The organism is Bartonella sp. SL320 (genome assembly GCF_059687635.1).
Map to the genome: position 1 here is coordinate 1,960,584 of NZ_CM185143.1, position 16,637 is coordinate 1,977,220.

A 16,637-nucleotide genomic window follows, 5' to 3' on the forward strand; every position below is an offset into this window, starting at 1 on the left:
AATTTCTATTCTCTGTCAATAAAGTACCACAAAAAAGAAAAAAAGGTTGTACCAAAAACAATTGAAGGGTATCTACCCCTCGTATACACTATTTGAATAGTGCGTATTTTTGTCGCACTTTAATATGGAGAGGTGGCTGAGTGGTTGAAAGCACCGCACTCGAAATGCGGCATAGGGGTGACTCTATCGAGGGTTCAAATCCCTCTCTCTCCGCCATTAACTTAAAACGAACTTTATATGCTTAGTATGGTATAGCTGAAGACTCAACATTTTCAGGATTTTTTGTTTGCAATTAATCAGAGCGTGCCAGTCTATGCGTGTCATGATTTATCCTCTAGGAACTGGCATTGTATTTCCACGTGTTTTATAATTTCTAAAATTCTCCTCTCATAATCTTCAAATTACCTGATCTGGCATAAAATATCTCTAAAGGATTTTTGCCTCTCACCAACCTTTGATAGAGATCTAGAAACAATAGTGATCATAGTGCTCTTTGCAATTCCGTTGATTAACGGACTCAATGCGTTTTATTCGCATCAGAGGTTTTTAACGTACACCTCAGCTTTTCTCACGCAATGTACTCATTTAGAATTAATGTTATTGAATATTTTTATAAAATTTTTATCTCTTACCATAATCACAAAAAGGTTGGCATAATAATTGAATATCCCTCATAGGGCGCTTTCTTTTATTTCTAAGCCTTTTAAGTAAATAGATAGTCCTTGTAAAATAAATAAAGGTGCGCAAAACCCTATAAATATACAAAGGCTGTATAATATAGGAAATGAAAAAAAGTTTGCTGCATATAAAAGCATAATAGAAAATAAAGCTGTTATAATACGCACGCTGGCATCACCTACCAAAATCACCTCAGCTAAATTGTCACTAGGTGTAACAGCTTGACCAATTGTTATCCCCGATACCCTAAAATAAAATTGCCCAATGCCTAATAAAAAGCCCATGATATAGAGAGAATTTTGGGTAAAGTTTAAATATAAAACAAAAGAAATTGCGATTATTGCAAAAGCCGGTACACCCCATACGAAAAAACGAATTAAAGATGGAAATTTCCTTAAATAATAGGATGAAACGAAGCCATTAATTACAAAACCCAGTGCCAACAAAGCAAAGATAGAATTTTGAATGGCTGTAAATTTTATATTATCTGACGTTATCGATGCAAGAACAAGCGGCAATAAAACGAGAGCCCCTGTATAGAGAAAGTTATTCAAAATACGATTAATCGTCAAAAAACGTAAAGCAGAAATTTTCCAAAGGCACTTAAAACCAACTCCATAAGTTCTTTGGGTTGGCCTTTTCGATGGCTCTTTTATCCTATTTATTTGTTGTATAGACTTTATATGAAACCATAAACCGGCATTTAAAAGATAAATAAATACAATAAAGCCTATAGCTATTTTGTGCCCAAAATGCACAATTATAAAATATATAAGCAATGGAGACACAATAATAAAGAACTGACAACAACTGGTATAAAATGCAAAAATACCAGCTTTTTGTTTAGGATCTGGAATCAGTTGATTTAGGGCAGTGTTATTATTTGGGTTATCAGCCCCCATCAATAGTGCGAGTAGAAAAAACACAAATAAAATAAATACTGTGTTGTTTATGAATAATAAGAAAGACAACAATCCCGCACAAATAATTTGACTATAAAATCCAATGATAAAACCTTGATAGCACGCTAACACATTCCCCAAACAGAAGCCTGCGATTCCAATTGCGATTAAATTAATAATATTTAAAGCAGCAGATGCTTCTCCCGTTTTATCTTGTAATTGTAACAAAGAAAAACCAATAGAAAGTACACCACTCGCACAAAAACTTGTTAAACATCCAATCAAAATCATAAGAAAAACAGAATTACGCAATAGTTTTCTCACCTTTAGACAAAGCGCTAAGCCATTTTATGCTTTTCTCTATTGTCAAATATGGCGCGGTCCTAAACTCTGATTGTTCATAAAATTTGAGTGTAAATGCGTTTTGGGTATTTATTTTTCGCAAGTTATCTATCCGTATCAATTCTATACGAGATAACACTGTATTTATAAAGTGAAATAAAGAATAGGAAACGGCTTTCCAATACATATGGAGACGCTCTCTTGCTAAATAATTTTCTAAGGCATATTTCAAATGACAACCCTCTAAAATATGTTGCGGACAATGATGCAACGGATAAAAAATAGCATCCCCTTTTTGTACAAAACTAAGAAGAAATATTTTTTATCTCTTATGATATTATAAAAACTTTCAGCAAAAAGGTCTTTTAAATTTAGTCCAATTACAACAAGATTGAGTGCTAATTTTTGAGTAATATGAAACAAAGCCAACTTGCACTGCTAAAGTTCCAATAACTTCTCAGTCAGATCTTGGATAAGCTTTTTTAAAATTCCCATCCAATTCTTTCTTATGATCCCTCATAATCGCTCTATGTCTCAAAGTAATTACAACCATGATTTTTGAGAGTATCTCTTCTAGAGATAGAAGATCTTCTCATAGGATACTTAGTCCTTCTAATATAGCACAGCATTTCAAGCCTTTTTTCACATGGATAATAGTTCCAAAAACACTGTACGAAACCTGTAAAATCTGTTTTTTGCTCTTTTTTTATTTTCTATGGCCAAAATTCAATTCAGACCATAGGGGAGCAGAGAATAAAATAGAGAGTATCTCATATTTTTCTCCCCTTTACCTTTGCTTGAATTCGTACAGAATCTATGATCAAATTATATTTATTTTTCACGTCTTGCTTGAATATGAGTGAGCAACCCTAATGTTGAACTATCGCGATTATCCGCTTTACTTTCTCCACGAAGAATGGGGAGTAATTCATTTGCTAATTCTTTGCCAAGTTCAACACCCCATTGATCAAAAGAGTTAATATTCATTAAAATACCTTCAACAAAGATACGATGTTCATAAAGCGCAATAAGACGACCAAGTGCAAAAGGTGTTAATAAATCTTGAACCAGCGTCATACTGGGACGGTTTCCTTTAAAACTTCTATGAAGTGCTAAATGATCTGCTTCACACTCATCAACACCATTTTTTATCAAGATATGCCGCGCGTCTTCAATACTACGCCCCTTCATCAAAGCCTTTGATTGTGCTAAACAATTTGCCAGCAATATTTCATACATAGAATGTAAATTTTTCTCATGCCCTTTTATAAATAAAATAAACTCTACTGGAACAACATCTGTTCCTTGATGCAGAAGCTGAAAGAAAGCATGTTGGCTATTTGTTCCAGAATCACCCCAAACGATTGGACCACTTGAAAAATTTAATGGTTTTCCATCCAGCGAAACTTGCTTACCATTTGATTCCATATCAAGTTGTTGTAAATAAGCTGGAAAATGTATTAAACGCTGTGCATAGGGAATGATAGAGCGTGATGAATAACCACAAATAACACGATGCCAAAACCCTAAAAGAGCAAAGCGAATAGGAATATTTTTATGCAAAGGCATGGTTTTAAAATGCTGGTCCATTTGCAAAGCACCATTGAGAAATTGACGAAAATTACGCCCTCCTATTGCAAACATAACAACAAGTCCAATGGCAGACCAAATTGAATAACGGCCTCCAACCCAATTCCAAAATTTAAAAACTCTTGTGGAATCTATGCCAAATTCTGCTACTTTATCAAGCGCACTCGAGATAGCAATAAAATGCGTATTAATAGCTTCTTCCCCTAAATGTGAACGAATCCATTGACGAGCAACTTGAGCATTCGCCATTGTTTCAGCCGTTGTAAAAGTTTTAGAAGAAATGATAAACAGCGTTGTTGCCGGATTCAAAATGGAGAGAGTATCAGAAATATGAGCGCTATCAGCGTTAGAAACAAAATGACAACGTGGACCATCATGATAAGGTTTTAAAGCATATGTAACCATTGAAGGACCAAGATCAGAACCACCAATACCAATGTTGACAATATCACTTATTTTCTCTCCACGGCTTCCCTTATAACTTCCATCACGAACCTTTTCAGCAAATCTTTCCATATCCTCAAGAACATCTTGAATATCACGAATAAGATCATGACCATCCAACATGAAAATTTCATCAGCAGGTAAACGTAATGCAATATGAAGAACGGAGCGTTTTTCAGTTGTATTAATGGCTTTACCCGAAAACATAGCATCACGCCGCCCCAATACGTCTGCTGCAACAGCTAACTCATCAAGAAGCTGTAATGTTTTAAATGTTACACCACATTTTGAAAAATCAAAAAGAAGATCATCAAGCCTTAGAGAAAAATGGGAAAAACGCTGGTCATCCGCTAAAAAATGCCGACGAATATCATAGACCCCATCCTCTGCAGCATGCCTCCTTAAAGCTTTTAATACGGCTTCAAAAGCCTTTTCATCTCGAATCGAAAAGCTATCTCCCATAAGCTTATCCTATACGGTTATTGATAATGAAATCTAGGTCCAAACAATAACAAAATAAAAAGCATCTCCTTGGTTTCTCGCTCTTTTCACTGCTCACACAAAAAATGAAGGAATATATAAAGTAAAAAAATAAGGTTCAAAAATGATATTTTTTACAAGAATAAACTTTCCAATCTTTTCTACTCGAACCATCATTCAACTTGATTAAGTTCTTGTGCTAAGCGCAAATCCTCTTCTGCTTTTGATCTTATAAAACGCCCTAAAAAAAGATAAACAACCGGTGTGACATAAAGCGTAAAAACCGTTGCTAAACCTAAACCACCAACGATCACCCAACCTAAAGCTACACGCGCTTCTGCACCAGCCCCTTTGGCTAAAACCAAAGGAACACCCCCTAAAATGGCACAAATCATTGTCATAAAAACTGGACGCAGACGAATATTTGCTGCCTCTTCCACAGCTTCACGCACACTTCTTCCTTGATCACGTAATTGATCTGCAAATTCAACAATCAGAATACCATTTTTTGCCATAATACCAATTAACAAAATTAGCCCAATTTGACTATAAATATTAAGACTCACACCACTTAAGAGCATAGCAATGACAGCACAACCAATCCCTAATGGCACAGTAGCCATAATAATGAATCCTGAAATAAAGCTTTCAAACTGAGCCGCTAAAATGAGTAAAATAATCAAAAAGGCAATGCCAAAAACGATCATAAAGCTAGAAGATGTTTCATTAAGTGTTTCGGCTTCCCCTAAGGGGACAATGTAGGTTCCTTTTGATAACAAAGGAGAAGCAATTTTCTGTACAGCTTGGTACGCTTCCCCTAAAGCAATACCTTGAGCAAGATTTGAGCTTAAAATAACAGCACTCATGCGCTTTTCCCGTTTTAATTGAGGAGCGACAGCTTTTTCATGCAAACGCGCAATAACCGATAAAGGAATATATCGATTGTCTTTGGTCTTTAAAAAAATATTTTCTAAATCGCTAGGACTCTTCATAGAATTTTTACGCGATATCAATTTAACATCGTAAGAATGATTATCCACATTAATGGAACCAATCTTTTTACCATCCAACATTGCTTGTAATGTATCGCCCAAATTGGTGATATCAATCCCTAAATCAGAGGCTTTTTTTCGATTGATTTCAATAAAAAATTGCGGTTGTTTAGCATCAACAGTAAGACGCGGACGAATAAAACGTGAATCAGCTTGTAAAGCATGTACCAACTTATCCGCAATGGGTTGTAATGCTGCATAATCATCGCCTAGAATGGCAAATTGTAACCCTTGCCCCGTTCCTCTCACACCTAGAGAGTTTCCCTGCGCTGCAAACACAAAAACTGCTGGAAATTTTCGAACCTTTTCATTAATATCGTTTACAATTTCTTGCTGAGAGCGTACACGTTTATCCCAAGGTGAAAGCTTTAAAATCAAAAAAGCAGTATTGGGTGCACCGCCAATACCTACGATAGAGTAACTGCCAGAAATTTCACCCGCATCACGTAATGGCTGAAAACTTTCGTCAATTTTCTCTATCTGTTTGTTCAAATATTCTGCTGAAATACCTTGTGGCCCATTAATGACCAAAAAGATAAGAGCTCTGTCTTCTGCTGGTGTTAATTCTTGTTGCAACTTCGTATAGCCTCCAACGCAAAGAGTTGCAAAAACAAGTGAAGCAATAACAACAGCCCAAGGCTTTTCTAAACACTTATGCAAAGTGTAAGTATATGCCTTATGAAGCAAAGAACCCCATTTATATAAAAAAGTCAAATAATGGGTCTTTTCCTCTGTCTCCTCAACATGCTCTTTGAGAAAACGTGAAGCCAACATAGGACAAAGCGTTAAAGCAACAATTGCAGAAAGCAAAATAGCAATTGCTAAAACAAACCCAAATTCTCTAAAGAGTCCTCCAACTTGTCCAGGAAGAAAGGAGATAGGCACAAATACGGCCACTAAAGTCAATGTTGTTGCAATAACAGCAAAAAAGACTTCACGGGTTCCTAACACCGCAGCAGCTCTAACACCTATCCCCATATTGCGCCGTCGAACAATATTTTCCAGAACCACAATGGCATCATCGACAACAAGCCCTGTTGCCAAAACAAGTCCTAAAAATGTGAGAATATTTAATGAAAACCCTACAAGATAAATGGCTGCAATAGTACCAATCAAAGCGACTGGAAGAGATACAGCAGGGATCAGCGTTACACGAATATCTCGGAGAAAAAGAAAAATAACCAAGATAACGCTTAAAATAGCAATGATCAACGCAACCTCAACCTCATGAAGCGCGCTTTTAATAAAAGTAGCATCGTCATTTACAACTTCTATATGTACAGAAGAAGGAAGTATATTTTTGAGATTATCGACAACAGCTCTCACGCCTGCAGAAATATCAAGAGTATTGGCTTGAGCTTTACGTACAATACCTAATCCAACCCCTGTTTTTCCGTTGATACGAAGAATAACGTCTTCTATATCGGGTGACAACGTCACATGCGCAACATCACGAAGATGTACATGCGGCTTTAAAACGACTTGTTCAAAAGCTTCTGGTGTTGTTAAACGCGCAGTAGCACGAACAACTAAAGTTTGCTTAGAATTGCGTATTGACCCTACTGGAACATCTGTTTTCATATCAGCAAGAACGCGTGCAACATCTGCGACAGTTAATCCATAACTTGCAAGTTTTGCTTGATCTATATCAATCTGAAAAATCTTTTTGCGAGCATTATCAACCTGTACATCACCAACACCATCAACAGCAGAAATCGCATCAACAATCTTATCGTCTACAATCATTGTTAAATCATCAATACTCATTGTTGGTGATGTCACAACCAAATACATCATGGCAGCAGCATTCGAATCTGCTTTAATAATCAAAGGAGCATCCGCATCCTTAGGTAAAGAATAAGTAACGCGAGATAGAGCATCACGGATATCAGATGCCGCTACATTCAAATCAACGCCGACATTAAAATTAATTTGCACAAAGGAGCTTCCAAAAGAAGATGTTGAAGAAATCGTCTTAACACCTGAAACACGAGAAACAGCATCTTCTATAATTTTTGTTACTTCACGATCAATTGTTTCTGCCGACGCACCAGAAAATAGCGTCACAATTGTTGTTACAGGTGTATCAACGTCGGGTAATTCTCTGATATCAACATTCAACCATGCTGCAAATCCTGCAATGATGATCAGCGCATTTAAAACAAAAGTAAAAACCGGCCTGCGAATGAATAAGGCAATGAGACCACCTTGTTCTGGCTGTGACATTGGCTGTTTTGTGCTCAACTCTTGGCTCATTGTATATCCGTTCCATAAACTGCTGATAATTTCTGTTGATGGGGTTTTGAATCATCATTTGGATTATCAATAGTTACTTTACTTCCTGGATAAAGCGTTTGTACCCCTTGAATAACAACTTTATCACCATCTTCTAGGGAAGCTTTTACAAAAACTTGATCTGCTTTACGCTGAATAATTGATACGGGTATCGACTCTACTTTTCCATCTCTCACACGCCAAACGAATGACCCTTTACTGTTCCATTGAATCGCAAGAGGATTAACAACGGGGAAAGAACCATCATGAAATTGCAGGGCAATAGAAAAAGACATACCAGACATAAGCGTATCTTTTTCATTATTGATTTCAACCTGAACATGAAGTGTACGACTTTCTGGATCAACGATATTATCAATCGCATAAATATGACCAACAAAAGATTTATCTGGTTGCGCAGTTAATATTGCCGTTACCTCATCTCCTTTATGAAGGCGTGATACATATCGCTCAGGGGCCCACATATCGACTAAAATACGTTCTCTATTCTCAATACGACCAATAACCGTGTTAAGGGTCACGTTATTTCCCACATCAATAGGTAAAATACCAACAACTCCAGAGATTGGTGCACGAATTGTTCGCCGGTCGAGATCAACCTCAGCATTCCGTAAAACCAAATTTGCATTATCTAACTCTAAGCGTGCCGTAATTTCTTGAACTTCTGTTGCTGTATGGCTCGCTCGTAATTTAAGAATACGCGAAAGCGTTAACGCATCATTATCTCGTTGTACTTTTGCTTTTGCAGCTGCTATTTCCTCTTTTTTAGAATCAAGCTTTGCAATCGTATCACCTACTTTTACTTTTGTACCAGCTGACACAAAAAACTTATCAATAACACCTGGCGATAAAGGGGTAAGCTCGACTTCTTCAAGTGCTTGTCCACTTCCTAAAACGTTAAGATGTTCATAAAAGTCTTTAGTTTTTACCAAATCAACGACAACATTCGTCGGTGGTCTTCCCGTTTCTCCCTTTGAAGCTTTATACGATACACTTGTTTTATCCGCCATAGAAATGGGGTGTTTTGTACTCTGTTTCCCTGCCCAATAAGTAAGCATTAAAACGATAATTAAAAACACCAATGGGAAGATCTTTTTTAATGACGCCATACATTCACCCTCACTGTGTCATATTGATCTGAAATAGTTTTCAACAGTAATATCGGCGTTTTACACAAAAACCAAACAGCAGGTATATATTTACCCCCCGCTGCAAAAAACATATCTCATCTCTGCTTGATTATCTTTCATAGAAAAAAACGTCAAGTTAACTATCGTTCATATTACTTTGCACAACCACAACCAGAAAGTGGTCTTATCAAAAATCTAACTCAAACCATGATATATGATGCTCTTTTTTTTAAATATCCCATAGAAAAAGAGATTTTTTTGATTATAATCTAAGTTTCGCTTGCATTTCTTTGATGAAACGATTAGGAACCCTTGTGTCTTAGACGATGTAGAAAATCTGAAGTGTATGCACCCGTAGCTCAGCTGGATAGAGCACCAGACTACGAATCTGGGGGTCAGGAGTTCGAATCTCTTCGGGTGCGCCATTTATTACAATATTTTACTATCAGCAGTGTTTTAGTCAGAAAATTTGAATTTTTTTATGTGATTTTTTGCTCATTTTATCCTTTTAACAAAATTTCTAAAGCTGATGTAATTCTTGAGATATTAAAAGCTGTGAATAAAAAGTATAACAATATCGCTTGCGTAAAAAGTTTTTAAATTAATGGCCTAAAGACTTTCTTCTAATGTTCATCATTCGCTGATATTGAGAAAGATACCGCAGGCTGCCTAAAAACTTATCGAAACTTAAAATATAGAGATTCTTTTTTCAAAAAAACGATAAAACTCTTCCTGTGTTCTTTTCGTATTATCTCTTGCACAGCATATCATCGACCTTTATGATACCTTATACCTTCTATTCTTTATGGATTCTTCACATTAATCCATAGAGTGCAGATCCCAAATACTAATAAAAGCTCAGTTTAAAGAATTTTTCCATGCCTCAAACAGATATTGAAATTGCTCGCACTGCTAAAAAGCAGCATATTACTGAAATCGCACAAAAAATTGGCATTTCACATGAAAATCTCATTCCCTATGGCCATGATAAAGCTAAAATTTCTTCCTCTTACATAAAATCACTCAATAACAATCCAGATGGTAAACTTATCCTCGTCACAGCGATCAATCCTACACCTGCTGGAGAAGGAAAAACAACAACAACTGTTGGGCTGAGTGATGCCCTTAACCTTATTGGAAAAAAAACAATAGCCACACTGAGAGAACCGTCTTTGGGCCCCTGTTTTGGTGTAAAAGGTGGGGCTGCCGGTGGTGGTTATGCGCAAGTCGTTCCAATGGATGACCTTAATTTGCATTTTACCGGGGATTTTCATGCTATTACAGCGGCTCATAATCTTCTTGCTGCAATGATCGATAATCATATCTATTGGGGAAATGCTCTCAACATTGATCCACGTCGCATTGTTTGGAAACGTGTTCTTGACATGAATGACCGTGCGTTGCGTGATATTGTCATTTCATTGGGCGGTATAACAAATGGTTTTCCACGTCAAACAGGTTTTGATATTACCGTTGCATCAGAAATTATGGCACTTCTTTGCCTTTCTGAAAATTTAGAAAACCTGACACAAAGGCTTAAAAAAGTTATTGTTGCTTACCGTTATGATAAAACACCTGTAACAGTGGCTGATCTCAATGCCGAAGGTGCCATGGCCGTTCTTCTTAAAGATGCCATACAACCCAATCTTGTACAAACAATTGAAAATAATCCTGTTCTCGTTCATGGAGGACCTTTTGCCAATATTGCTCATGGCTGTAACTCAGTTATAGCAACCAAAACCGCTTTAAAATTGGCTGATTATGTTGTCACAGAAGCAGGATTTGGAGCCGATCTTGGAGCAGAAAAGTTTTTCAACATCAAATGTCGGCAAGCCGGTATTATACCAAATGCAACAGTGATCGTCGCAACAATTCGTGCATTAAAAATGAATGGTGGTGTGGACAAAAATAATCTGACCGAAGAAAATATTACCGCTTTAGAAAAGGGAGCAGCGAATCTTCTACGACATATCCAAAATATGGAACATTACGGTATCCCTTGTGTTGTCGCAATTAATCATTTCAACAGCGATAGCGACGCTGAAATAAGAACATTACAAAAAATAGTTGCCACAACTGGACACAAAGCAATTATTTGTAGACATTGGGAACAAGGTGGGAAAGGCGCAGTAGTACTTGCACAAGAACTCATTGACTTAATTGAAAAGCAAGATTCTCATTTTCAAGTTCTCTATCAAGATAATATTCCCCTCATTCAGAAAATTAATTGTATTATAACAAAGCTATATGGTGGGCGTGGCGCCATTATCTCAGCTCCTATTCTTAAACAACTTGAATCTTGGGAAAAAGAAGGTTTTGGCACTTACCCTATTTGTATGGCAAAAACACCTTATTCTTTTTCTGCTGACCCTAAGCAATATGGTGCTCCTGTTGATTTTGAAATTCCTGTGCGAGAAGTTCGTCTCTGTGCGGGAGCCGGCTTTATTGTTGTCATTTGTGGAGATGTTATGACCATGCCCGGCTTACCACATTATCCTACCGCTGAAAAAATTTATCTTGACGAAAATGATCAAATACAAGGACTTTCATAAGTTGATAAACGTCAACTTTATCAGTCATTATAAAAAAACCTTTTATTGCAAAAAGGAATAGAATTTTAAAAAGCGATATAGACAAATGTCTTATTTATATGATATAAGCCCTTGTCCTTTTGGATATGTCTTTAAAAGGACGTAGGTTTTCCTATCATTTGTGACACTGAAAAAAGCAGGATACATAGTGCAAGTACTCGTTCGTGATAATAATGTTGATCAAGCGCTCCGCGCGTTGAAAAAAAAGATGCAGCGTGAAGGTATCTTCCGTGAAATGAAAATGCGTAGTTATTATGAAAAGCCATCTGAAAAGCGTGCTCGTGAGAAAGCTGAGGCTATTCGTCGTACACGTAAGCTTGCTCGTAAGCGTGCGCAAAGAGAGGGTTTTGTTAGTAACGGACGCGCTGTTGCAGTGAAGTAATATACTTTTAATGCATCATAGAATTGTATAAGCAATAGAGAATAAGCTATCGAAGATTTTATCTTTAGGGGCAATTATGATAGGTTGTTTATCGTATTGTTTTGTTTGCAATTGTGCAATGTTGTTGAGTACTTTAGTGATATAAAATAAGTTATTAATTATCTGGAAGTGATAAACGCTCTTATTACAGATAGTGGGGCTTATTTCACTTTTGTAAGTTTCAAAAGTCGCTAGCAAAAAACACTGTAGATATTTAAGCAACTTATTTCTATGTAGAATGTGGATTGAGTGTCAGGTGTTTACTTATCACCTTTCACTATGATTTTCTCCGTCTTGTTATCTTTCAAATAACTGTTTCTTCTATGAACTTCTTATGATGATTTTCTTTTTGGGTTCTTAAATATTCTGTATCCTTCGAAGATTTTAGATCAATTTGCAAAACACAAGTGGCTGTTGCCATATGCGATTGTGTATGGGGGATATGAAAATATATAACTCTCTCTTCCTTCACTTATGTAATACCTCTTGACTCTGATTTCCCTAAAGGATGAAGAATTTTAGCCACTGCACTACAGATTCCTTGTTCTTGATAAGTTTCTTCTACTTATCACTTATATCATTGACCTTGTTTCAAATAAACCATTTATTTTATTCAACTTTTTATACTAAGTTTAAAAAATAAAAGGTAAAATAAACAGAGAAAATGCTGTATTTTAATATAGATGTTAGTGTTTTATATTAATCATTTTTAATGACAATATTTTTACAATTTAAATAACGCGCTTAAATTTATAACTTGTTTATTTATAATAATGAAATGTTTTTATATTAAGTAATGTCTCTGAATAGAGTAAGGTGTTTCAACACTTTCTCATATTAAAGCAATCAAGATTTTTTCTTGTGTATCGACATAGCGGAGTCCGTATGCAAATACAATAAAAATGCTTCTTATGAATGCTCTCAAATAATGAGAATAGCATAACATTGAGAACGGTGAACGAGTGAAATAGAATGATCGTATCAATATCTCTCCCATAAGGATAAGCATTATCATTGCATAAGATCATAGGGTATCAAATTTTATGTAATAGAAACTATTCTGTTAAAATTATTCCTTCATATATCAATCTACTCTATAATGTTCTTCAATTTTTACGCTTGAATGCTTCATCTATCGTATTATTTTGTTCCTTTAAAACTATCTTCTCAAGCCACACCATAATCTCTTTACTGAACAGTTTTCGTATTCATAACATGCATAACTACGCTTTTATTTCGAGAAATACCCTCAGAAAAAAGAGATAATATTTTAGCTCCGATTCTCTCTACAAACACCACCTCGACCACAATATACTTTTCTATTTAATATCTTTCTCACACATACAGCTCGCTAAAAATCTAATATTTATTTATAACTATCCCCTCATAAACACGATAAACACTAAGAAATTCAAACTTTTGTTTTCTTTATTTTGCTCGTCTCATAACAATTTTTTCATTGTTTAGATCTCTTTAACGAGAAATATGTCATAATTTTTATTCGTCTCCAATCTTATCTTCCAGATTTTAAATTGACCAATATATGACGCAATATAAGGAGTTCAGTGTGCAAAATTCTCGTTGGTTTCGCGTTTTAATGCTCGCATCATGTATTTTAATCGCAAAGGTCATTGTATTAGGTTCACCGCGTTTGTTGCATGCACAAACATTTAATCAAAATTTAGGTCCTAGTGGTTTACCACTTCCGCGATTTGCTTCGATTAAACCTAACCGTGTTAATGTCCGCGTTGGACCAGGAAGTAACTATTCTATCATTTTCACCTATCAAAAAAAGGGATTACCTATTGAAATCATCCAAGAATACGATCAATGGCGTAAAATTCGTGATGCAGAAGGTGATGAAGGATGGGTATATCAATCGCTTTTATCAGGGAAACGAACTGCTATAACGATTCCATGGCAAAAAGATAAAACAAAAAGGCTGATGCTACGAAAAAACCCCACTGACAATGCAGAACTTGTGGCAGAAATAGAGCCTAATGTCATTGGCAATATTCACCAATGCGATGGACAATGGTGCGAAATCACTCTTAATAATGTTCATGGATGGCTTCATCAACCTCAATTATGGGGGATTTATCCTGATGAAAAAATAAAAGGGTGGTGAATACTCAAACACATCACGTTTAACTTTTATTCCTCATCGAATATTCTTGCTCCCTATCACAAGATTGATTTTTTGGTTTTAATCGCACAATCAAATCAACATGTGAAATTTCCATACCTTCTGGTGGTTTAGGCAAATTTCCAATAATGGGAGCTTCTTCTAAGTTGCAAGGAATATCAAGGATATGATTTTCACCTTCTATATAAAAATGATAATGATCAGAGGTATTTGTATCAAACCAAGTCTTCGAACCTTCTACAGCAATAATCCGTAACAATCCCGCTTCCGTAAATTGATGAAGCGTATTATAAACCGTTGCTAAAGATACAGGAACCCCCGCTCTCACTGCTTCTTCATAGAGCTCTTCAGCAGTAATATGACGATTTCCTTCAGAAAAAATCATATGCGCAAGCTCTAACCGCTGGCGTGTTGGACGCAAACCATTTTCACGTAAACGTTTTTCTAACATAGAAGTGGAATAATATTGTACACCTTCTCCACACTCTTTTGTGGACTGTTTCTTTTCATCCATATCTAAATTGTCTGGACTCCCTGACATGTTACAAACTAAAATATCTTCCTGCTTCAATAAGATAAAAATATAAAAAAATGGGAATAGTATGGTACAATCTTGTATTCCATTTTTAAATAATTACCTATGTAGAATACATGAAAAAGAGCTTTTGTCATTAAAAATGATATAAAATCATTTCCCTCTCTTTGAAATTTGCTCTAAAAGTAAGTTCGGGAAAAGCGCAGAAATAAAGATATATGCAAATAAATGGAGTAACCATGACTGAACAAAAGTCTCGCTACACTTATGAAGAGCTTCTAAGCTGCGCTCGCGGCGAAATGTTTGGTAAGGGTAATGCGCAATTGCCAGCACCGCCAATGTTGATGATTCATCGAATCACTCAAATCAGTGAGACTGGTGGTAAATACGATAAAGGAATAATTCGTGCTGAATTTGACATCACACCAGACCTGTGGTTTTTTAATTGTCACTTTATAGGCGATCCCGTTATGCCAGGATGTCTTGGATTGGATGGTATGTGGCAATTAACAGGTTTTTTTCTTGGTTGGTTGGGCGAACCAGGAAAAGGCAGAGCAATATCAACAGGTGAAGTAAAGTTGTCAGGTATGGTAACGCCACAGACCAAACTTCTTGAATATGGAATAGATTTTAAGCGTATTCGACGTGGAAATTTAGTCTTAGGAATAGCTGATGGATGGCTAAAGGCAGATGGAGAAACTATTTATAAAGCGAATGATTTACGCGTTGCTTTATTCAAAGAAGATTGAACATTATTTTCACCAGAAAGAATCTTTTACTATTCTGTATGAAACAAGGAGGTATGGATGCGTCGAGTTGTTATAACCGGAATGGGAATTGTTTCCGCGATTGGGAATAATCCAGAGGCTGTTTTAACCAGTTTATATGAAGCAAAATCCGGGATTTCTTACGCATCTCAGTATGCTGAATTGGGCTTTCGTAGTAGAGTTTACGGTAAACCCGATATTAATATAGAAGAACTCGTAGATCGACGTGCTCTCCGTTTTCATGGACGTGGAACAGCATGGAATCATATAGCCATGGATCAAGCGATTGCTGATGCTGGTTTAGAACCTCATGAAGTATCAAACGAACACACTGGTATTATTATGGGTTCTGGAGGTGCTTCAACGCAGTCAATCGTAGAAGCGGCTGATATTACACGTCAAAAGGGCCCAAAACGTGTTGGGCCTTTTGTTGTGCCTAAAGCGATGAGTTCTACAGCATCCGCAACACTTGCAACTTTTTTTAAAATAAAAGGGGTCAATTATTCAATCTCTTCAGCTTGTGCTACCTCCAATCATTGTATTGGGAATGCTTATGAAATAATACAATATGGCAAGCAAGATCGTATCTTTGCCGGTGGCTGCGAAGATTTGGATTGGACACTCTCTGTTTTATTTGATGCTATGGGTGCTATGTCTAGTAGATATAATGACATCCCTCACAAAGCTTCACGTGCCTATGATGTCAATCGTGATGGATTTGTTATTGCTGGAGGCGCTGGTGTTTTGGTTCTTGAAGAACTGGAATGCGCTAAAGCACGTGGTGCAAAAATCTATGGAGAAATCGTTGGATATGGTGCAACATCTGATGGACATGATATGGTTGCTCCATCAGGAGAGGGAGCAGAACGATGCATGCGCATGGCCCTTGCAACAGTCAATAATAAAATTGATTATATCAATCCCCATGCAACAGCAACGCCTGTTGGTGATCCTCCTGAAATAGAAGCTATCCGCCGTATTTTTGGAGCGGGTGATCAATGTCCCCCCATTTCTGCCACCAAATCTCTAACAGGACATTCCCTAGGAGCCGCAGGGGTCCACGAGGCGATCTATACATTATTAATGATGAATCATAATTTTATTTGTGAAAGTGCCCATATTGAAGAACTTGATCCAGCTTTTGCTGATATGCCAATTGTTCGTGAACGACGTGATCATCAACAACTGAATACCGTATTGTCAAATACTTTTGGCTTTGGCGGTACCAATGCAACGCTTGTTTTTCAACGCTATGTATAAATGA

10 protein-coding genes and 2 tRNA genes are annotated in these 16,637 nt (G+C 36.5%); 7 read left to right on the forward strand and 5 right to left on the reverse strand.

The genetic code is table 11. The features are described 5' to 3' along the window. The first annotated feature begins 126 nt into the window (after positions 1 to 126). A tRNA-Ser gene (locus AC6ER8_RS07755) sits at positions 127 to 216 on the forward strand. A 455-nt stretch (positions 217 to 671) separates the two neighbouring features. Here the strand turns inward: AC6ER8_RS07755 and AC6ER8_RS07760 are convergent. The 4 genes from AC6ER8_RS07760 to AC6ER8_RS07775 all read right to left on the reverse strand — a co-directional run bounded on the left by AC6ER8_RS07760 (position 672) and on the right by AC6ER8_RS07775 (position 8,892). Continuing rightward, a complete protein-coding gene (locus tag AC6ER8_RS07760) occupies positions 672 to 1,892 on the reverse strand; it encodes an MFS transporter (protein ID WP_497078186.1) in 1,221 nt (406 codons plus the stop codon). A gap of 861 nt (positions 1,893 to 2,753) precedes the next feature. Beyond that, on the reverse strand, positions 2,754 to 4,418 hold the full coding sequence (pgi, locus tag AC6ER8_RS07765; protein ID WP_497078188.1) for a glucose-6-phosphate isomerase: 1,665 nt from the start codon (positions 4,416 to 4,418) through the stop codon (positions 2,754 to 2,756). Positions 4,419 to 4,609: 191 nt separating this feature from the next. Beyond that, complete coding sequence (locus AC6ER8_RS07770) at positions 4,610 to 7,744, reverse strand: efflux RND transporter permease subunit (RefSeq protein ID WP_497078190.1); 3,135 nt, start codon at positions 7,742 to 7,744, stop codon at positions 4,610 to 4,612. Then, on the reverse strand, positions 7,741 to 8,892 hold the full coding sequence (locus AC6ER8_RS07775) for an efflux RND transporter periplasmic adaptor subunit (protein ID WP_497078192.1): 1,152 nt from the start codon (positions 8,890 to 8,892) through the stop codon (positions 7,741 to 7,743). The genes AC6ER8_RS07770 and AC6ER8_RS07775 overlap by 4 nt, the downstream gene beginning before the upstream one ends. A 369-nt stretch (positions 8,893 to 9,261) precedes the next feature. Between AC6ER8_RS07775 and AC6ER8_RS07780 the strand changes: the two genes are divergently transcribed. The 4 genes from AC6ER8_RS07780 to AC6ER8_RS07795 all read left to right on the forward strand — a co-directional run bounded on the left by AC6ER8_RS07780 (position 9,262) and on the right by AC6ER8_RS07795 (position 14,053). Then, a tRNA-Arg gene (locus AC6ER8_RS07780) sits at positions 9,262 to 9,338 on the forward strand. 453 nt (positions 9,339 to 9,791) lie between these two features. Then, positions 9,792 to 11,465 carry a formate--tetrahydrofolate ligase gene (locus AC6ER8_RS07785; RefSeq protein WP_497078193.1) on the forward strand — a complete coding sequence of 558 codons (1,674 nt, stop codon included), beginning with the start codon at positions 9,792 to 9,794 and terminating at the stop codon, positions 11,463 to 11,465. 187 nt (positions 11,466 to 11,652) lie between these two features. Then, a complete protein-coding gene (gene rpsU / locus AC6ER8_RS07790; protein ID WP_100128225.1) occupies positions 11,653 to 11,886 on the forward strand; it encodes a 30S ribosomal protein S21 in 234 nt (77 codons plus the stop codon). 1,606 nt (positions 11,887 to 13,492) lie between these two features. Then, positions 13,493 to 14,053, forward strand: coding sequence for an SH3 domain-containing protein (locus tag AC6ER8_RS07795; RefSeq protein ID WP_497078195.1), 561 nt, complete (start codon positions 13,493 to 13,495; stop codon positions 14,051 to 14,053). Between the two features lie 19 nt (positions 14,054 to 14,072). Here the strand turns inward: AC6ER8_RS07795 and irrA are convergent, their stop codons facing one another. Beyond that, positions 14,073 to 14,612 (reverse strand): iron response transcriptional regulator IrrA, encoded by a 540-nt coding sequence (gene irrA, locus AC6ER8_RS07800; protein WP_497078197.1) that lies wholly within the window; start codon positions 14,610 to 14,612, stop codon positions 14,073 to 14,075. A 233-nt stretch (positions 14,613 to 14,845) separates the two neighbouring features. Here irrA and fabA point away from each other — a divergent pair, with 233 nt between their 5' ends. Further along, complete coding sequence (gene fabA, locus AC6ER8_RS07805) at positions 14,846 to 15,355, forward strand: 3-hydroxyacyl-[acyl-carrier-protein] dehydratase FabA (protein ID WP_497078199.1); 510 nt, start codon at positions 14,846 to 14,848, stop codon at positions 15,353 to 15,355. A 57-nt stretch (positions 15,356 to 15,412) separates the two neighbouring features. Continuing rightward, positions 15,413 to 16,633: a beta-ketoacyl-ACP synthase I gene (gene fabB / locus AC6ER8_RS07810; RefSeq protein ID WP_497078201.1), complete on the forward strand. Its 1,221-nt coding sequence runs from the start codon at positions 15,413 to 15,415 to the stop codon at positions 16,631 to 16,633. The last annotated feature ends 4 nt before the right edge of the window (positions 16,634 to 16,637 follow it).